This window comes from Natronomonas amylolytica (assembly GCF_037031205.1).
GTDB lineage: Archaea > Halobacteriota > Halobacteria > Halobacteriales > Haloarculaceae > Natronomonas > Natronomonas amylolytica.
Window position 1 is genome coordinate 185,974 of record NZ_JAYEZM010000005.1, and the last position, 17,372, is coordinate 203,345.

General features: G+C 62.8%; 16 protein-coding genes. 6 read left to right on the forward strand and 10 right to left on the reverse strand.

Annotated features, from left to right (window positions below; all coding sequences use genetic code 11):
• Positions 1 to 31 precede the first annotated feature (31 nt).
• Entirely contained in the window at positions 32 to 619 is a 588-nt protein-coding gene (locus U5914_RS08875) for a methyltransferase family protein (protein WP_336135394.1), read from the forward strand.
• A 158-nt stretch (positions 620 to 777) separates the two neighbouring features.
• Complete coding sequence (locus U5914_RS08880; protein ID WP_336135395.1) at positions 778 to 1,530, forward strand: DUF4330 domain-containing protein; 753 nt, start codon at positions 778 to 780, stop codon at positions 1,528 to 1,530.
• 23 nt (positions 1,531 to 1,553) lie between these two features.
• Here U5914_RS08880 and U5914_RS08885 read toward each other — a convergent pair whose 3' ends face one another.
• Together U5914_RS08885 and U5914_RS08890 are read right to left on the reverse strand one after the other, a co-directional pair.
• A complete protein-coding gene (locus tag U5914_RS08885; protein ID WP_336135396.1) occupies positions 1,554 to 1,844 on the reverse strand; it encodes a type II toxin-antitoxin system RelE family toxin in 291 nt (96 codons plus the stop codon).
• Positions 1,831 to 2,121, reverse strand: a complete 291-nt coding sequence (locus U5914_RS08890) for a ribbon-helix-helix domain-containing protein (RefSeq protein WP_336135397.1) — start codon at positions 2,119 to 2,121, stop codon at positions 1,831 to 1,833. Before U5914_RS08890 ends, U5914_RS08885 begins: the two co-directional genes overlap by 14 nt.
• A 167-nt stretch (positions 2,122 to 2,288) precedes the next feature.
• Between U5914_RS08890 and U5914_RS08895 the strand changes: the two genes are divergently transcribed.
• On the forward strand, positions 2,289 to 2,828 hold the full coding sequence (locus U5914_RS08895) for a hypothetical protein (protein ID WP_336135398.1): 540 nt from the start codon (positions 2,289 to 2,291) through the stop codon (positions 2,826 to 2,828).
• Between the two features lie 185 nt (positions 2,829 to 3,013).
• Entirely contained in the window at positions 3,014 to 3,802 is a 789-nt protein-coding gene (locus tag U5914_RS08900) for a glycosyltransferase family 2 protein (protein WP_336135399.1), read from the forward strand.
• 48 nt (positions 3,803 to 3,850) lie between these two features.
• Here U5914_RS08900 and U5914_RS08905 read toward each other — a convergent pair whose 3' ends face one another.
• The 5 genes from U5914_RS08905 to U5914_RS08925 all read right to left on the reverse strand — a co-directional run bounded on the left by U5914_RS08905 (position 3,851) and on the right by U5914_RS08925 (position 11,539).
• Positions 3,851 to 5,242 carry a cohesin domain-containing protein gene (locus U5914_RS08905; RefSeq protein WP_336135400.1) on the reverse strand — a complete coding sequence of 464 codons (1,392 nt, stop codon included), beginning with the start codon at positions 5,240 to 5,242 and terminating at the stop codon, positions 3,851 to 3,853.
• Entirely contained in the window at positions 5,239 to 7,068 is a 1,830-nt protein-coding gene (locus U5914_RS08910) for a DNRLRE domain-containing protein (protein WP_336135401.1), read from the reverse strand. Before U5914_RS08910 ends, U5914_RS08905 begins: the two co-directional genes overlap by 4 nt.
• The gene (locus tag U5914_RS08915; protein ID WP_336135402.1) at positions 7,061 to 8,203 is read right to left on the reverse strand and encodes a hypothetical protein; all 1,143 of its coding nucleotides are present in this window, start codon (positions 8,201 to 8,203) and stop codon (positions 7,061 to 7,063) included. The genes U5914_RS08910 and U5914_RS08915 overlap by 8 nt, the downstream gene beginning before the upstream one ends.
• Before the next feature lie 358 nt (positions 8,204 to 8,561).
• Positions 8,562 to 10,352, reverse strand: a complete 1,791-nt coding sequence (gene glmS, locus U5914_RS08920; RefSeq protein WP_336135403.1) for a glutamine--fructose-6-phosphate transaminase (isomerizing) — start codon at positions 10,350 to 10,352, stop codon at positions 8,562 to 8,564.
• Positions 10,352 to 11,539 carry a sugar phosphate nucleotidyltransferase gene (locus U5914_RS08925; protein WP_336135404.1) on the reverse strand — a complete coding sequence of 396 codons (1,188 nt, stop codon included), beginning with the start codon at positions 11,537 to 11,539 and terminating at the stop codon, positions 10,352 to 10,354. Before U5914_RS08925 ends, glmS begins: the two co-directional genes overlap by 1 nt.
• Positions 11,540 to 11,655: 116 nt before the next feature.
• On the opposite strand from U5914_RS08925, the gene U5914_RS08930 reads away from it, so the two are divergent.
• Positions 11,656 to 12,609 (forward strand): AAA family ATPase, encoded by a 954-nt coding sequence (locus tag U5914_RS08930; RefSeq protein WP_336135405.1) that lies wholly within the window; start codon positions 11,656 to 11,658, stop codon positions 12,607 to 12,609.
• A gap of 37 nt (positions 12,610 to 12,646) precedes the next feature.
• Here the strand turns inward: U5914_RS08930 and U5914_RS08935 are convergent, their stop codons facing one another.
• From U5914_RS08935 to U5914_RS08945, 3 genes are all read right to left on the reverse strand, one after another.
• Complete coding sequence (locus U5914_RS08935) at positions 12,647 to 13,822, reverse strand: Fic family protein (protein WP_336135406.1); 1,176 nt, start codon at positions 13,820 to 13,822, stop codon at positions 12,647 to 12,649.
• 136 nt (positions 13,823 to 13,958) lie between these two features.
• Entirely contained in the window at positions 13,959 to 15,719 is a 1,761-nt protein-coding gene (locus U5914_RS08940; protein WP_336135407.1) for a hybrid sensor histidine kinase/response regulator, read from the reverse strand.
• A 138-nt stretch (positions 15,720 to 15,857) separates the two neighbouring features.
• Positions 15,858 to 15,995 carry a hypothetical protein gene (locus U5914_RS08945; RefSeq protein WP_336135408.1) on the reverse strand — a complete coding sequence of 46 codons (138 nt, stop codon included), beginning with the start codon at positions 15,993 to 15,995 and terminating at the stop codon, positions 15,858 to 15,860.
• A 53-nt stretch (positions 15,996 to 16,048) separates the two neighbouring features.
• Between U5914_RS08945 and U5914_RS08950 the strand changes: the two genes are divergently transcribed.
• Positions 16,049 to 17,326, forward strand: a complete 1,278-nt coding sequence (locus U5914_RS08950) for an RNA-guided endonuclease InsQ/TnpB family protein (protein ID WP_336135409.1) — start codon at positions 16,049 to 16,051, stop codon at positions 17,324 to 17,326.
• The last annotated feature ends 46 nt before the right edge of the window (positions 17,327 to 17,372 follow it).

Consider the following 17,372-nt stretch of genomic DNA (forward strand, 5'->3'; position numbering starts at 1 on the left):
TTTCAAATGGCTGCGAAGTGCGGGTTCGGATATGGCACTCGCGGGATGGCTATTCGCGCTCGGGTCGGCTGCCGCGGTCTGTATCCTCGCGACGCTTCTCGCGACGACCGTCGGCGACGTCAGGTTCTGGCCACCCGGGGAAACGGCGTGGAAGGCCCGCCTGCACTGGGGCCTTGTCACAGTGTTCAACATCGCGCTCGTCGGGACGGCAGTTCTGGACTGGAACTCGTGGGTGCTCCCGCGGCCGACCTCGCTCGTCATCGGCGTCGGCTTGGCGCTGGTGGGGGCCGTCGTGTTCGGCTACAGCGTTCGGGTGATGGACGCCGAGGAGACCTCTGGCGGGAATCCGGAGACGCTGTACACCGATGGCCCCTACGCGCGGTCCCGAAACCCGCAGTACGTCGGGATGATTATCGGCATTACGGGGTTCGCGCTGCTCGTGAACGCCCCGTCAGTCGCGGGTCTTGCTATACTGCACATCTTCTGGGTCGTGTTGCTACCGTTCGCCGAGGAGCCGTGGCTTCGCGAGCAGTTCGGCGAGGAGTACGACCGCTACCGTGAGCGTGTCCCGCGATTCATCGGCTTCCGCACGTTCCGTCCAGCAGCGTCCTCGAACTGAGGTTGGGGCTGTTCGTGGAAAAGAGCTTCAGAGACACTCAATGCGTAACGGACCTCTTTCGACGCCTACCGGTCCCGCCGTTGCTTCGTGGTCCACAGCAATGCGGCCCCGTCCCGCGAACAAAACTGGTTTATAAACGCCGCGAACACGTCGGACAAATGGAACTCCTCGACGAGCAGGGCCGCATCTTCGGCCGCGTCAACATCATCGACGCGCTGGTCGTGCTGTTCGCTCTCGCCATCATCGTCGCCGGTGCCGCGCTCGTCTTCGGCGGCGGGGGCACGGACGACCAACCCGCACAGACACCGACACCCACGCCCGAACCCGAGGAACCGCCCGAACGCACGATGTACGTGACCGTCGTTACGGGCGGGCAGCCGGCAACCGAACTATCCACGGGCGAGATCAACGTCGACGGCACGCCGGCCAACATAACGGCCGTTCACCGAACGCCGGGTCCCCGAACCTATCTCCGGCTACAACTCGACGGAAACGAAACCGAGGCCGGCTTCCGCTTCGGTGGGAACCCGGTCCGTCTCGGCGATGGCCTCACGCTGGCCGACGAGACGCTCCGGACCGGGACGCGAGTCGTCGAACGCGACACCGACGAGCGCTTCGAGACCGACACCACCAACGTCACGCTCGTCTCGACGGTTCGAACGCCCGTCGCCGAGGCGGTCGAATACGGCGACCGCCAGCGGGTCAGCTACGACGCTGTCGCGGCGGTCACCGCCGTCAACCGAACTGCCGTCAACGAGACCCACAGCGACCTCGAAGTCACGCTCGAACTCGAAACTCGGGCGGTCGACGGGACGCCACACTACGCGGGCCGGCCGGTGCGGTTGGGTCGGACGCTCGGATTCGGAACCGATGGATACGAGTTCCGGGGCGACATCGTCGAACGGGAATGAACGGCTGACGATCTGAACCGTATCTAATCATCGTCTCCGGGCTTGTAGGCTCCAGAGCGATGCTCGATATCGTAAATCGTTAGTGTTCGGTCCTCGCGGTCGGCAGCAGCCCCGAGCCGAAAATCTCCGACCCGAATCTTTCCGTGGGGCATTCCGCGAAGCGGTTCGATATGCTCGTGTGGCTCACGCCACTCATCAGCGATTATCTCGTCGAGCTTTCTGACGATGCGTTTCTGAACGTGGTCGTCGAGGGTATCGAACGCGTCTGCTGCCGGTGGTCTGAACTCCCACGTCCAGTCCTTACTCGTCGTCATCCATCATCGAGACGATTTCCTCTCGGCTTACTGCCTCGGATTCACCGTGTCGCATGGCGTATTCTTCCGCGGCGATCGTAGCAAGCATTTGCCGGGACACTCCGGGGTTCTCGGTCGCGTCCCGGATCGCATGTCGGAGGAATTCGCTTCGGGAGGTGAACCCTTCCTCTTTCCAGACCCTGTCGATCTCTTCGAGCTGTCGTTCGGTAACGCGGATGTTGATCGTCGTCGTCTCCGGGTCATCTCTTCCTCCGTCTCCTGTATTGGCTTTTGACATACGTGTGTGATACATCTGCGGTCACAAAAGCGTTCGTGTGGGGTCGATCCTATTCGATACGTTACGAAGGAAACTCCTACCGTCTGTGGTGAGTGGCGTCGGATGGACGGGCAATCCTGATCCGAAACCGATGGATACGAGTTCCGGGGCGACATCGTTTCGCGTGAATGAGTCTGGTGGGGACCTATCTCGGGGGGTTTCGTGACCGCTTGGCCAGCGCCGTCGAACGGTCACGCGTAATCGGAGCGTTCGAAGGAATCGAATCGACACTCCAGCAGTGGGCCAGTGGCTCTCGCATCGTCCGGTGGTTTCTCGCCGAACCGGAACCGGAGGTCATCGTCATCGACCTGCGGGAAACCTACACGGTGGGACCGGTTATCCGCGCGCTGGATTGGGCAGTTGCGCGTGGCGACCGGCTGGCCGAACGCACCGGCCTCACGAGCGCCCTGCGACGGACGACCCAGCGCATCGAGGCCGAACCGCTTAGCGTCGTTGGATGGATCCTCTTTGCCTTCGCGCTCGGCGGGCTGGCAACCAGTTTCGTCTCCGGTAGCCTCTCCGCTGGCTGGCTTCTGTTGGCTGGGTTCGGCCTTCTTGCGATCCGTGAACGACGGTCGGCCTCCGAACTCGCCGAGACGCGGGTGGGGCGGGGGCTCATCGCGGCATTCGAGCCGCCGGAGCCGCCCGAGCGCGACGACGAGTCGTGAGGCCGAAACGGGTTGCGTGGTCGAAGATTCTCGGCGCCTGATTCCGGAATCGGACGGGATAGCCCGAACCCGGGGAGTCGTATGACGATGCCATCCACCCGTTAAGTGGGCCATACTCGGGCACGTCGTTCGGAGAAGGATGTGGATACTAAAACACGCCATAGGCGAATATTGAATCGGATTCGATGGTAGAGATCAGTATCGTCATCCCGACACTCAAACCGAGGGACGAAATCGAGGCCGTCCAGTGTCTCGAACGCGGCACGTTCGAGGACTTCGAGGTCATCGTTCGGGATGACGTGCCGGTAACGAGGGCCCGCAACGAGGGAATCAAACGCGCGAGTGCCGACAAGCTCGTGTTCCTTGACGACGACTCGTGTCCGACTCGAAACTACCTCCAGCTCGCATCCGAAATTCTCGACCGGGAGGCCGCCTTCGCGGGACGAACTATCCACCCGAGAGACGACGTTTTCGCCCGGCATTTCACCGGCCACTACGACTGGGGCGACTCACCGCAGTACGTACAGCGGTTCTGGGGAAACAACATGGGCGCACGCCGCGACGTGTTCGATGCTGTCGGCGGGTGGGACGAGAACATGGGTTGGGGCCACGAAGAAAAGGAACTCGCCAACCGCGTCATCCAGAAATTCGACATCAGATACCACCCGGACCTCGTCGTTTACCATCCCTACGCCGAGTCGGTTACGGACTACTGGCGAAAACTGTACAAACTCGAAACCCAGACCCCCTATCTCTGGCACAAGTACGGGTACTCGACCGGCGACCAACTCCGGCAAGTCGTCTCGAATTCGTTGAATCCGCGCAAGTACGTGCGTCGAGGGGTCCTCCCGACCGTCGTTCAAACAGGCGCACGAATCTCCCGGACTGCGGGACAGCTTCGGGGTATTCTCGATGCGAACGGCGGACGCGACGAGTCGATACCGCAGTTGGACCATCGGTCCGAGAAGACCTAACCGGCACACCGAGGCGAGTTCAACCGCGGTGTGGCGGGTCTGACGCTATCACTTTTGACGCCTGTAGAGCAGTAGTCCGCTGACGAGTATCGCGACCGCGGAGAGTACGGCGGACGCGCCGAAGCCCGATCCGGACCGGCCGACTATCCCACTCGTTTCGGTCGTCGTTCCCGGCGATTGATTCGCGGGGTCAGTCGTGGTCTGCGCTGGCGTCGAGCGATCGGTTGCCGTCGACGTTTCCGTGTCGGTCTCCTGCGGGGAGGACGTGGGGGTCGATGTCGCCGCCGTAACGTTCGTCGTCCCGACGGCTTGACCGTTGAGACTGAACTCGTAGGTCCCCGGATTCGAGAGCCGTCGTGTGAACGTTATCGTTCGGGTGTCTCCCGAATCGATGTCGACGTTCGATGTCTCGATCGCGGTCTCATTGACTGCGAACTGTACTGTGTAGGTTCCGTCTCCGCCACTGTTCCGAACCTCCGCCCCGACTGTTACCTCCTCTCCAGCGGTGGCGTTGGTCCTGTTGATCTCCACCGATCTGATGTGGAACGAAGGCGACGGTCTTTCGGTCCCTCCACCGGTGCTACCACCAGCGCTGGACCCGCTGTTGTCGCTGCTATCGCCACCTCCACCGGCGTTCGAGCCAGTACCGCTGGTGGGTGTTGGTGTTGCCGTGGTAGTCTCGGTCGGTGTCGCGGTTTCGGTGGGTGTCGCCGTTTCGGTAGGCGTCGCCGTTTCGGTAGGCGTCGCCGTTTCTGTTGGTATTGCCGTCTCGGTGGGCGTTTCAGTCTCCGTGGGCGTCGCCGTGGTGGTCTCTGTGGGCGTTGTCGTTTCGGTAGGCGTTGCTGTGGTCGTCTCGGTCGGCGTCGCCGTTTCGGTGGGTGTCGCCGTGGTAGTCTCGGTCGGCGTTTCGGTCCCTGTAGACGTCGACTCGACGTTGATAGTCAGCGAGCCCGAACTATCGGGTTGGAACGTCCCGCCAGTATTGTTGCTGAATTTCGTCTCCGAGATATCGAACGACAGGTCGCTCTGCTGGCCGTCAGTGCCGACGACCTCGACCGAAATTTCGGCCAGCAGCGGGTCCGTCGCTTCGTCCGAACGGAGTTGGTTGAACGTCACTGTTCCGTTCTCGTTATCGACGTTCGCAACCGGGGACTCGAAGTCCGAAGTCCCGGTGATGTCAGTGACTGCTAGCACGTCCGAATCGAAGGTCACCCTCGATTGGTAGCCGGAGACGTTCGTGGCGTTCGCCCACACGGTCAGCGTAATCGTCTCACCCGGGGCTTCAGTGGCCGTCCCGTCGGGGCTGTCGCTCGCCTCGGGGCCGATACTGATAGCCGTGCCGGCTCTCGTCTCCGCAGACGCGACCGCAAACGGGGAAGCGACTACCAAGAGGACGAGTATCGACACGGTCGCGACGGATTTCCAGCGTTCGTTCATCATTCTCCTCCGGCCTCCGTCCGGATACGGACGGCATCGCCGATGTCGACGTCACCGTCGCCGTCCACGTCGGCGGCTTCGGTGTCGATGTCGACGTCCTTGTCCGCGATGTGCTCCTGCACGACGTCGACATCGTCGCCGTCGACATCCCCGTCACCGTCGGCGTCGCCACTCCCGCCTTCGGAGGTGTCCGGTGGTTCGTATTCGACCGTCAGGCGGGGTGGACTCTCGCTGTCGGCGGTCGCGAAGTCCCACCCGTCGTCTCCGAGCGGCAGGAACGCCCAACCGGCGTTCGTCTCGCCGTCAGCCCATGCCTGGACGCTTCCGGTGACATCGATAGACGTCGGCCCCGTCCCGACAGGACCGACCTCCGTGTCGGGGTCGACTGTCGCTTGCTCGCCGTCCGGTTGGATGCCGTCACCAGCCGAATCCCACGTCTCTCCCGCACTCCACTCGGTGAGCATCCGATGAACCGCTGCGCCGCTTCCCTCGTCGACCGTTTCGACCGACAGTGTCGCGTTCGTGATCGTCGAGGACGGCGGTACCTGTGTCTCACCGGAGCCGAAGACGTCGTCGAAGCGGACGAGCGCCTGTGCCCTGTTCTGGGTGTCCTGTGGCTCTTTCGCGTCGACGGTGATCGTCGAGGCCGTTTCGAAACTCGTCTCGGGGTCCTTCTCGACGAGATTGGTGTCCACCGTGCCCGCGTAGCCGTCCACTCCCTGTCGGAAGTCGGCGCTCGCCTCGGAGTCGTCACCGGAATCCGAGCCGGACGCGTCGAATCGCTCGTCGAAGTCGAGGTCGAACCCGAACTTGCTGTCCGCGTCCTCGTAGTACTCCTCGAGGACCGGCGAGTACGAGCGCACCTGGATGCGGTCGGGCGCGTCGGTCCCTCCGCCGGGGTGGAACTCGATTCGCCGGAGGTATCCCTCTCCCCGCAAGTCCCGCCCCTGATAGTTCGCGAGCATCTGGTAGACGGGGCTGCCGGCGTCGTTCATCGACACCTGCCGATACTCGCCGTCGTCGTTGAACCAGTGGCCACTGAGGGTCATGAACACCTGCGGGTTCGGTTTCACGAGGCTCTCCCACACCGTCGCCCCGGTGTTGCCGTCGTCATCCACCTCCTGGACGACGGTCGACCAGTCCTCCGTGTCGTCTCTGAGATAGGAGTGGGTCGTCAGAATCGTCGGTCGGTCGGGATAGTCATCGAGGACCGACTGTGCCCAGCCCAGCGGCGTGTCCGGGTCGTCGACGCTTCCGGGGGCTTCCCACTCCAGCGCCAGGTGCAGGAAGTCGTAGCCGCCAGCCGAGAACAGCTGATAGGAGTTCAACTCGTCGCGGTTCGGGTCGCCGTTCGTGGGTCCGGCACCGCCGTACCAGTCCCGGTCCGTGAAGTTCTGGGGGCCGAAGTACTGCTTGTAGTTCTCGATCGAGGAACTGCGGTCGAACCACTCCTCGTACTCGTGGTTTCCGGTCACCGTCCCGTACGGTACCTGCCCGTCGAGAAGGGACATCGCGTCGGTCATGTAGGCCCACTCGTCGTCGTTGTCGGCGTTGTTGACGATGTCGCCCCCGTGAGAGACGAACACGATGTTCTCCGCCTCGAGGTTGTTCACGATCCACTCGGTCTGTTCGCGGCCGAACCGCTCGTCTCTCGCGTAGAACTGCGTGTCCGTCAGCGCGACGACGGTCCAGTAGTCCTCCGACGCCGCGGAACTGACCGTCCCGCCGATAGTCGCCAGTCCGGCCCCGACAGAAATGGTCTTCAGGACCGTCCGTCGGGTCGTCTCCCCCGGGAATCGTGCCCCCGAGTCGGTCTCTGGGTCAGTCATGGTACGCGACCTCTCTGTCGTGTCGTCCCTCCAGCGACCGAATCGTCTCGACGACGTCTCGGTCGATTCCGCTCTCGCCCCAGTCTTTATTACGCGGAATCTCAGCAACGTAGGTGTTCTTTTGGCGAAGCAGGTCGACCAGTATCTCCTCCTCGCGTTCGATGACGTCGTGCAGGCGGTCGGCCATCGAGGCGCCCGGAACGAGGGAGTCGTACGCGTTGAAGTACTCCCCGAGGCGATGGTTCCACTCGTAGTTGTTTATTGCGCGAAGGGCTGGCAGCATGGTTTCGGGAGACGCCGGTTCGAGGGAGACGGTCTCCGAGTTCGGCGCCGCACGGAGGAGAATGACGTTGTCAATACTGGATGTTTCCGTGTACTCCGCATCCGGGAACAGCGAATCGATGTGGGTAAAGTTCCGCTCGTTGGATTCGAGGACCTGTCTGGCGAGGAATCGAACGCCCTTCTCGGGTATCGAGGTACCGCTGGCGAAGTGCTCTTTGATGTACTGATCGATCTCGGGCTTCGCTCGGTCGACGAGACCGTCGTACTCGAGTTCGATTTCCGGAAACGACTCGACGTTGTACGGCTGGAGGTTGACTCCGAGCGGATATCCGCGCGCGTCGCCGTCGGCACCGACCCAGAGTCGGTCGTCAGCGAGGAAGTGCCCGCCGGCCCGGAGCAGGGACAGCAGCGTGTTGGTCTTGCCAGCGCCGCGCCAGGCAGGGAACACCGTGGTCTCGCCGTCGAGTTCGACCCCGGAGGCGTGAATGAGCGCCTCGTTCCGTTCGACTAGACGGCTCCGAATGGCGAACTCGATGGGGTATGTAGCGTAGAACGGTTCCCAGCCGGGACTGACGTAGATATGCTCCCAGCCGGGTTCGACCGCCATGAAGTTCGAACCGTTCCGGACCACGAACAGGTCCCCAGTCCAGCCGTAGTAATCCGTCGGGTCCCCCAGAACGATATCGGGGTCCGGAGTTGCCGTCGTACGTTCGACGACGATGTCTGGTTCACTTTCAGAAACATCGCTTTCAAAGTACGGGTACATCTCCCGGAACTGCGAGGTAGAGCGTCCGCCCTCGCCCCGAACTTCGAGGAGAACTTCCCCGAAGAAGTCGAAATAACTCGATCGCATCAGTTCACCATCGCCCCGGATTCCCCGAACCGATGTTCCCTTTTATCGATGCTTCAACTGCAGCTGGTACCATGACCAAACCAATACCGTAGCTATCGTTTAGTAATATTCAGCATACAGTCTCCTCTGAACGTCGCCTTCAGTAAGCTGGCCGTACTGTCGACTCGCAATGGGACGGTTTTGAGTAAATCGGCAAGGAATGCCGTCGCAGTAACTGAGTTGTAATCAACCGCCGGTTAGGCCAGCGCGTCCTGCGAGACCCTGACGTCTAGTGCGGTATGGTCAATGCCGGGCGGCCAAGTGTGAAAACGTGCCGGCGACGGCTTCGTCGGCCGAGCGTTCCGCAAGCAGTTCGAACCTACTCCACAGTGACGCTTTTCGCCAGATTCCGTGGCTTGTCGATCGACCTGCCCAACTTCGCGGCGGTGTGATACGACGCCAACTGCAACTGGACGTTCGCCAGTACGGCCGCCGCACGCGGATGCGTCTCGGGAATCTCCAGCACGTAGTCGGCGTATCGCTCGACGTCGCTTTGTCCATCGGTCACCGCCACGACGGGCGCGTCCCGTGCTTCGACCTCTTTGACGTTCCCGATGGTCTTGCGGGCCATCTCGCCGTCGCCGATTACCGTCGCGAAGACGGGCGTGTTTCCGGTCACCAGCGCCAGCGGGCCGTGTTTCAACTCCCCGGCCGCGAAGCCCTCGGCGTGTTCGTAGGTTATCTCCTTCATCTTCAGCGCGCCCTCCAGCGCGACGGGGTATTCGAGCCCGCGGCCGATGAAGAAGTAGGCGTCGCTGTCGAGCAGTTCTTCGGCGACGGCCTCGGCCTGCGAGGTATCCAGCACCTCTTGGACGTCGCTCGGGAGGTCCCGAAGCGCGGCGATGACGTCGCGGTCGGTCTCGCCGTCGGTCGTCGCCAGCGTCAGCAGGTTCAGCGCGACCTGCTGGCCGGCGAAGGTCTTGGTCGCGGCGACGCCGATTTCCGGCCCCGACCGGATGTAGAGAACGTGGTCGCACTCCCGTGCCATCGTCGAGCCGACGGTGTTAGTCAGCGCGAGCGTCTCGGCGCCGCGTCGGCGCGCCGCACGCGTCGCGGCCAGCGTGTCCGCGGTTTCGCCGCTCTGGGAGACGCCGACCACGAGGGCGTCCTCGGTGGGCGGCGACGAACTGGCGTACTCGTGGGAGAAGAACGCTTGGGCGGGGACGCCCTCGGCCTGAAGCAGTTGGGCGCCGTAAACGGCGGCATGATAGCTCGTCCCCGCGGCCACCAGATGCACGCGGTCGAGTTCGAGGTCGCCCAACTCCTCGAGGGTCACCTCGCCGGCGAGTTCGTCGACCCGGCCCTGCAGGCACTGCCGCAGGGCCCGCGGCTGCTCGTGAATCTCCTTGAGCATGAAGTGGTCGTAGCCGCTCTTGCCGGTCTCCTCGGCGTCCCACTCGACGGTCTCGACGGATTTCTCGACGGATGTGCCGTCGAGCGTCGAGACCTCCCAGCCGTCGGCGGTCAGACACGCGATTTCGCCGTCTTCGAGATAGACCACTTTGTCGGTGAACTCCCGGAAGGCGGGCACGTCGCTGCCGAGGTAGGTCGCGTCGTCGCCGATGCCGAGCACGAGCGGCGAGTCGTTGCGCGCGACGAAGACCGTCTCGGTGCCCTCGATGACACACGCGATGGCGAAACTGCCCTCCAGTCGCTCGATAGCTTCCCGAAAGGCGGCCTCGGCGTCGAGGCCCGAACCGAGGCCGACCTCAACGAGATGGGGGACGACTTCGGTGTCGGTCTCGCTGTCGAAGGTATGGCCCGACCCGGCGAGTTCGTCCCGCAGTTCCTGATAGTTCTCGATGATGCCGTTGTGGACGACGGCGACGCGGTCGGAGCAATCCCGGTGGGGGTGGGCGTTGGCGTCCGTCGGCGGGCCGTGGGTACTCCAGCGCGTGTGGCCGATACCGACCGTCCCGGAGACGGTCCGGGTTTCGAGCGTCTCCCGGAGCGCGTCGAGTTCGCCGGCCTTCTTGACGACGTCGAGGCCGCCGTTGCCCACGAGGGCGACGCCCGCCGAGTCGTAGCCCCGGTACTCCAACTTCGAGAGGCCGTGCATCAGGGTATCCAGCGTGCCGTCACCGCCGACACAGCCGATGATGCCGCACATCAGCGGACCACCTCCACGTCGTTTTCGATCCACCCGGCGATGGTCGCGCCGTCACCGACCGTTGCGTCGGCGCCGACGAGCGTCCCCGGTGCGACGGTGACGCCGCCGCCGACGCTCGCGCGGTCGGCCAGCACCGCACCGAGTCGCTGGGTCTCGAAGACGGAGGTGCCGACACGAACGTCTGCGGGGCCGCCGGGAACGACGGTTCCCGCGCCGACGGTGACGCTCTGGCCGGCGACACAATCAATCAGCGTCGACCCTGCCCCGACGCGCGTGTCGGCGTCCAGTAAGGCGTCCTCGACGGTGGCGTTCGACCCGACCGTCGCGTTCCGGCCGACGACGACGTTCGGACCGAGGACTGCCCCCGCGGCGATTTCGGCGTCCGGACCGACGACGACGGGTGCCTGCAGCGTCGCGTCCTCGTGAACCCGGGCGCTGTCGGCGACCCAGACGCCCGACTCGCCCCGTTCGGGAAGGTCGACCCGGCCTTCCGCGAGGAGCTTTCGCGTCAGATACAGCAGGTCCCACGGGTAGGTGGCGTCGACCCAGAGGCCGTCGGTTCGGGCCGCCCGCACCTCGCCGTCGTCCATCAGCGTCCCGATGACGTCGGGCAACTGGAGTTCGCCCTCGCGTCGGGGCGTCCGCTCGATGGCATCGAAGACGTCGGTATCGAACGCATAGACCCCGGCGTTGATGAGGCCGTACTCGTCGGAGTCGGGTTTCTCGACCAACTCGACGAGGCGGTCCCCGTCGACCTCGACGGCGCCGTACTCGGAGGGTGTCGGATGGTCGAGCACCGCGACGGTCGGTCTTCCGTCGAAGGTGTCGAGCGTGTCGTCGACGATTCGCTCGTCGATGACTCGGTCGCCGTTGAGGACGAGTACCGGCCCCTCGATGTCGCCGTCGGCCTGCTGGAGGGCGTGGCCGCTCCCGAGTTGTTTCTCCTGATGGACGTAACTGATGGGCACGTCGCGGTAGGCGTGGCCGAAGTGTTCCTGGACGCGTTCGCGCTGGTAGCCGACGACCAGACAGAGCCGCTCGATACCGGCCTCGACGAGGACGTCGAGGACGTGTTCGAGTATCGGCCGGTCGGCCGCCGGCAGCATCGTCTTCGGGCGGTTGTGGGTCAGGGGGCGGAGCCGCGTCCCTTCCCCCGCCGCGAGGACGACCCCTGTTGCAACGTTCATATCTCTCGGTTGTCCTGCCACCGAATCAAACTGTCGGCAGGCGGTGGCATGCTCGGCGATTATCGACCGCCGCCCCAAGGCGTAGCTATTTGTAGTTCCCTCCGTCCCTCTGGAGTATGGATCACGCGGACGCGTCGCAGGTGTGTGGGGAGGTACTCGACGAAGTCGAACGGACCGTCATCGGGGACCGCGAGTTCTTCGAAACCGTGCTGACGGCGGTGCTGGCGGACGGCCACGCGCTCTTGGAGGACGTGCCGGGAACCGGCAAGACGCTGACCGCTCGGACGCTCTCGACGGCGCTCGGCCTGGAGTTCAACCGCATCCAGTTCACGCCGGACCTCCTGCCCGCCGACATCACCGGCACGCACGTCTTCAACGAGAAGGACCGGGAGTTCGAGTTCTCCGAGGGGCCCATCTTCGCCAACGTCGTCCTCGCGGACGAAATCAATCGCGCGCCGCCGAAGACGCAGGCCGCCCTGCTGGAAGCGATGGAGGAAGAACAGGTCTCCGTCGACGGAACGACCCACGAGTTGCCCTCGCCCTTCTTCGTGCTCGCGACGCAGAACCCCGTCGAACAGGAGGGCACCTTCCAGTTGCCCGAGGCGCAGGTCGACCGCTTTACGGTCAAGACCTCGATGGGCTATCCGGACCGCGACGGTGAACTCGAACTCATCGACCGCCGCGCCGACCGGACGGAGAAGGCGCCGGATGCCGAATCGATGGTCGACCGCGAGACGGTCGCTGACCTCCAGACGGTCCCCGAGACCGTCGACGTTCAGAAGAACGTCCGGGAGTACATCGTCGACCTCGGCCGAGAGACCCGACAGGACAGCCGCGTCGACGTGGGCGTCTCTCCGCGCGGCGTCCAGCGGTTCTTCGAGGCCGCTCGTGCGCGGGCGGTCCTTTCAGGCCGGTCGTTCGTCGCTCCGGACGACGTGCAGGCCGTCGCCCAGTCCGTCCTCGCCCACCGCCTCGTTCTCACCGGGGAGGCACAGGTCCGCGATACCGAGAAATCCGAGGTCATCGAGGCCGTCCTCGACCGGGTGGCCGTCCCCGAGATGGACGGGTAGTCGTCGTCGTAACCGAGGTATCCGGTACCCAAGCGGTTCAATACGTTTGGGGGGGCTGTTCGAGGATGTCGAAAATCTCCTTCGCACGGTACTCCTTGTTGCGTTTCTTGCCAGTTACTTCCTCCAAGATATCCTCGTCTACCAGTTTCGAGATCGCGCGATAGGCCGTTGATCGTTCGACGTCGAACCTGTCTGCGACGGTCTGGGTGGTGACATAGGGTTGCTCGAAAAGGGTGCAGGCAAGACGATTCTTTGTGTACGAGACACCACCGTACTCATCGTCATACCGGCGTCGGAGTTCGTCCAACGCTATGGTTCGAGTGACTGACTCTTCGGCCTGCTTGGCGACCCCTTCGATGAAGAACGACAGCCACGCCTCCCAGTCACCGTCAGTTCGAACGGCCTGCAGTCGGTCGATGTACGCCGCCTTGTTCCGGTTGAAGTACTCACTAAGGTAGAGATTCGGGCGTTCGAGATAGCCAGCATCGTACAACTGGAGCGTGATGAGTAATCGGCCGAGACGACCGTTTCCATCGCCATATGGATGGATCGTTTCGAACTGATAGTGAAACAGAGCGAGGTCGACGAGTGCATGATAACTGCCGCCAGTACGATAATACGTCATCAATGCATCCATCAACCCGTCAACGACGCTTGGGATAGGTGGGAGGAAGTCCCCTATGTGGTTCGGGGTTGATTTATACGCGCCAATCGTATCGGTGTCAACGCGGTCATCCGGAACACCGGTCAGTAGTGTCTCGTGAAGTTCGTGGAGGAGAGTAGTTGTAATCTCGTTACCGGCATCCAGTGTCTCGATACCTTCTGTGACTGCTCGCTCGTAGTTCAGAACTTCTTGGGTATCCTTCGTCCCTGTCTTATTGGAGATGGTACCAACAGCTCCTGTGGATTCGTCGAGGCGGCGCGTTTCGCGGCTATAAACGGCGTTGTAATCGACATCCGCGCCTTCGATTTCAGCGGACTCCATCGCCTCTTTCCGAAGGAGGGACGTATACAGGACCGGTGGGAAATCCAACTCGAGACTGACGCCACACAGTTTTCCGAGCCAAAAGGTGGCGTCGGCGACTGTTTCGTAGAACTCAGTTTCTAACTCGAGGTCACGGGACGGTGGCAACGGGTCCGGTTTGTAATACGACTCTCTCCCGTATGAGATGAGTTTCCCCGGCGCCGTCTCTGCTAACTCACTCTTCTGCATGCATCTATCCATAGCAGAAACCCGAGAAGCATGAATTTAACTACTTCTAATGCAACCAAGGAGGGTGGTTTTTGTCCTTTATTGCACTATCTACCCGTCTATGAATTCAAGCGAAATAGGAGCGCGACTCCCCCGATTACTCCCGAATCTCGAACCGTACACCGTCGAGTTCCTCGGCGTCGGTAATGTCGATGTCCCAGCCGTGGGCGTCGACGACGCCGGCGACGCTGGCCATTCCCATGCCGGTTCCGCCGGTCTTGGTCGTAAAGCCGGGCGTGAAGACGTCCTTGCGGTCCTCGGGTGGGATACCGGGGCCGTCGTCTTCGACGTAGAAACCGTCGTCGAGGGCGCCGACCCGAATAGTCGTGTCACCATCCTCGCGTCCGTGTTCGACCGAGTTCGAAAGCAGGTTCTGCAGGAGCCGACGGATGGCATCGGGGTCACCGTCGGTTCGAGGCGCGTCCTCGGCATCCAGTCGCGCGCTTTCGGGTGCGTTGACGCGCTCCCACGCGTCGGCCGCGAGCGTCGCCACGTCGACGCGTTCGGTCGCGCTGACGATGTCGCCGGTCCGCAGTAGCCCGACGAGGTCCTCGCGGAGGTCGTCGAGGCGGTCCAGCGACGACCGTGCTTCCTCGATGTGCTCGATATCGCCGGTTTCGGCGGCCAACTTCAGCCGACCGCGCGCGACCGAAAGCGGCGTCTGCAGGTCGTGGGAGACGACGCTCGCCAGTTCGTCGAAGCGTTCGTTCTGCCGTTCGAGGCGCCGCTCCCGCTCCTTCTGGTCGGTGATGTCGGTGATGAACCCTTCGAGGGCCTCCAGTTGGTCGTCGGGGCCGTAGATGCCGTGGCCGCGCTCCCACGCCCATCGCGTCTCGCCCTCGCGGGTCCGGATGCGGTAGGTGACCTCGAAGGAGCCGGTCGATTCCAGCGACGACTGAACCGCCTCCCAGATCCACTCGCTGTCGTCGGGATGGAGGACCTGCTCACCCCACTGGACCGTTCCCGTCTCCAGTTCCGTGGCGGTGTATCCCGTAAAGGAGGCGACGTCGCCGCGGACGTCCTCCATCGGCCACCCCGGTTCGTTCCGACACCGATAGACCATCCCCGGCAGGTTGCTGATGAGCGTCTCGAAGCGGCGCTTTCGCTCCTTCTGCGGCGTGATATCGCGCGTGATGCCGGTCTGGAAGGCGGGGGTGCCGTCCTCGTGGATGGTTCGGCCGTTCATCTCGCCCCAGCGGGTGCCGTCGGTGCCGGGAAAGCGGAACTGCATCGAGTAGGCGTCGCCGTTCGCTGCGGCGGACCGCACCGTCTCCTCGACGCTGTCGCGGTCGGCCGGGTGGACTTCGGCGAGGAAGTCATCGAAGCAGTCGATGGGGGTGTCGAACACCGGGCAGACGGTGGGGTGTATCTCCATTCCGTCCGTCTCGATATCGCGGGTCCAGATGGCGGCGTTCGCTGATTCGAGCGCGAACTGCATCCGGGACCGTTCCCGTTCGAGGCGTTTCTGGGAACGGTACTTCTCGACGGCGTTTCGGATGCGGTTGGCGAGCAGTTCGTACTGGTTGCTGCCGGTGGTCTTCTGGAGGTACTCGGTCGCGCCCGCCGACATCGCCTCGCTGGCGACCGCCTCGCTTCCTTGGCCGGTAAAGAGGATGAACGGAAGTTCCGGATGCTCCTCTCGGACGGCCCCGAGGAACTCGATGCCGTCCATCTCGGGCATCTCGTAGTCGCTGACGACACAATCCGGCGACTCGGCCTCGATACGTTCCAGCGCGTCCGCCGCGTTCGTCTCGGTGCGGACCGACAGCCAGTCGGCCTCGCGCTCGAGAGCGTCCGAGACGAGGTCTCCGAACGCCGCGTCGTCGTCGACGTGGAGAACCTCGATTGGGCGGGCCATATCCCCGCATAAAGGATACTGCGGCATAAACTCCAAGGCCGAATTCGGCCCCGAGACGCTACCTGAATCAAGGAGAGAGTCCCGCACTTTAGCGCGGGCGTGAATCCGACACTCCACGACACAGACCACGCTCGACGCTTACTCCGGGGTATCCTCTCTGACCTTCTTCTCCCCTTCGAGGAGCAATCCCTTCCACGTCAACCCTCGGTGTTTCTTCAGTTCCTTCAATCGCCCGTACTGTTCTTCGTCATCGAACTCGATTCGGACTTCGACCATACAGTAACACACAAACCTCATATTTATGTGTGTTCCGATACAAACAGTAGTCGATGAAGCGAGCCAACACGTTCGAGGTGATTCCGCAGTCCGACGAGGACGAGGAGTTACTTCGCCGCCTGTTGGACGCTTCTGCCGCTCTCTGGAACGAAATCAACTACGAGCGCCGCGGGAACTACGCTGACCCAGACTGCGACGTATGGGGAATCAGCGAGTATCGCGGTTGCTATGGCGGTGTTCTCGGCGCGTCCACGGTTCAGCAAATCGAACGCAAGAACCGCGAAGCGTGGAAGTCGTTCTTCAGCCTCAAGAAGAAGGGCGAAGCCAACGGCAAACCCGGATTCTGGGGTAACGCAGACGATGGACGAGAACTCCGAACGTACATCCGAAACACGTCATACTCCGTCGAGTGGGGCGAATACTCCCGCCTCGAAATTCTCGTCGGGGAAGACCTGAAAGACGAGTTCGGGTTGGGACACCGCGAACGTCTACGCCTCGAAGTTCGAGGCGACCCCAATTGGAAGGAGTACGAGAAGCAAGGTCGGTTGGAGTTGTTCTACGACGAGCAAGCACAGACATTCAGGGCCTTTCAGCCAGTCACTGTCGATGATTCTCGACTGGCACAACCACTGGCTTCGGAAGAAGCCGCTCTGGATATTGGTGCGAACAACCTCGTCGCCTGCACGACAACAACCGGCCAGCAACTCCTGTACGAAGGACGCGACCTGTTCAAACGATTCCGCGCGACAACGCGAGAAATCGCCCGACTCCAATCACTCTTGGAGGACGGTCGATACAGCAGTCACCGAATCCGACGCCTGTACGACCGCCGTACCAAGCGACGTGACCACGCTCAAGACGCACTGGCCCGTGACCTCATCGAACGCCTGTACGACGAAGGTGTATCGACAGTGTACGTCGGGGCGCTGACGGACGTGCTTGAGACGCACTGGTCGGTAGAGACGAACGCCAAGACGCACAACTTCTGGGCGTTTAGAGCGTTCGTGAATCGACTGGCGTGTACCGCTGAGGAATACGGTATCTCGGTGGAAGTACGGTCTGAGGCGTGGACGAGTCAGGAGTGTCCGAACTGTGGTTCGACAGAGGATACGACGCGCCACCGCGATACGCTGACGTGTCCGTGTGGCTTCGAAGGGAACGCCGACCTCGTGGCGTCAGAGACGTTCCTTCGGCGGCAGACAACGGTAACACGGCCGATGGCACGGCCTGTATGCCTCAAGTGGGACAACCACGAATGGTTGGAGTCATCACACTCTCCCCGTCCCAACGAGGAGCATACGAACCCGCAAGTTGCCTCCGTGGGCCGGTAGTCGATACTCCCAGCGCGAGGAAACCCCGCCGTTCACGGCGGGGAGG

What these genes read in the sequence shown, in the direction of transcription:
- U5914_RS08875 (WP_336135394.1), top strand. Translation starts at nt 32, where the DNA reads ATGGCACTCGCGGGATGGCTATTCGCGCTCGGGTCGGCTGCCGCGGTC.
- U5914_RS08880 (WP_336135395.1), top strand. Translation starts at nt 778, where the DNA reads ATGGAACTCCTCGACGAGCAGGGCCGCATCTTCGGCCGCGTCAACATC.
- U5914_RS08885 (WP_336135396.1), bottom strand. Translation starts at nt 1,844, where the DNA reads ATGACGACGAGTAAGGACTGGACGTGGGAGTTCAGACCACCGGCAGCA.
- U5914_RS08890 (WP_336135397.1), bottom strand. Translation starts at nt 2,121, where the DNA reads ATGTCAAAAGCCAATACAGGAGACGGAGGAAGAGATGACCCGGAGACG.
- U5914_RS08895 (WP_336135398.1), top strand. Translation starts at nt 2,289, where the DNA reads ATGAGTCTGGTGGGGACCTATCTCGGGGGGTTTCGTGACCGCTTGGCC.
- U5914_RS08900 (WP_336135399.1), top strand. Translation starts at nt 3,014, where the DNA reads ATGGTAGAGATCAGTATCGTCATCCCGACACTCAAACCGAGGGACGAA.
- U5914_RS08905 (WP_336135400.1), bottom strand. Translation starts at nt 5,242, where the DNA reads ATGATGAACGAACGCTGGAAATCCGTCGCGACCGTGTCGATACTCGTC.
- U5914_RS08910 (WP_336135401.1), bottom strand. Translation starts at nt 7,068, where the DNA reads ATGACTGACCCAGAGACCGACTCGGGGGCACGATTCCCGGGGGAGACG.
- U5914_RS08915 (WP_336135402.1), bottom strand. Translation starts at nt 8,203, where the DNA reads ATGCGATCGAGTTATTTCGACTTCTTCGGGGAAGTTCTCCTCGAAGTT.
- glmS (WP_336135403.1), bottom strand. Translation starts at nt 10,352, where the DNA reads ATGTGCGGCATCATCGGCTGTGTCGGCGGTGACGGCACGCTGGATACC.
- U5914_RS08925 (WP_336135404.1), bottom strand. Translation starts at nt 11,539, where the DNA reads ATGAACGTTGCAACAGGGGTCGTCCTCGCGGCGGGGGAAGGGACGCGG.
- U5914_RS08930 (WP_336135405.1), top strand. Translation starts at nt 11,656, where the DNA reads ATGGATCACGCGGACGCGTCGCAGGTGTGTGGGGAGGTACTCGACGAA.
- U5914_RS08935 (WP_336135406.1), bottom strand. Translation starts at nt 13,822, where the DNA reads ATGCAGAAGAGTGAGTTAGCAGAGACGGCGCCGGGGAAACTCATCTCA.
- U5914_RS08940 (WP_336135407.1), bottom strand. Translation starts at nt 15,719, where the DNA reads ATGGCCCGCCCAATCGAGGTTCTCCACGTCGACGACGACGCGGCGTTC.
- U5914_RS08945 (WP_336135408.1), bottom strand. Translation starts at nt 15,995, where the DNA reads ATGGTCGAAGTCCGAATCGAGTTCGATGACGAAGAACAGTACGGGCGA.
- U5914_RS08950 (WP_336135409.1), top strand. Translation starts at nt 16,049, where the DNA reads ATGAAGCGAGCCAACACGTTCGAGGTGATTCCGCAGTCCGACGAGGAC.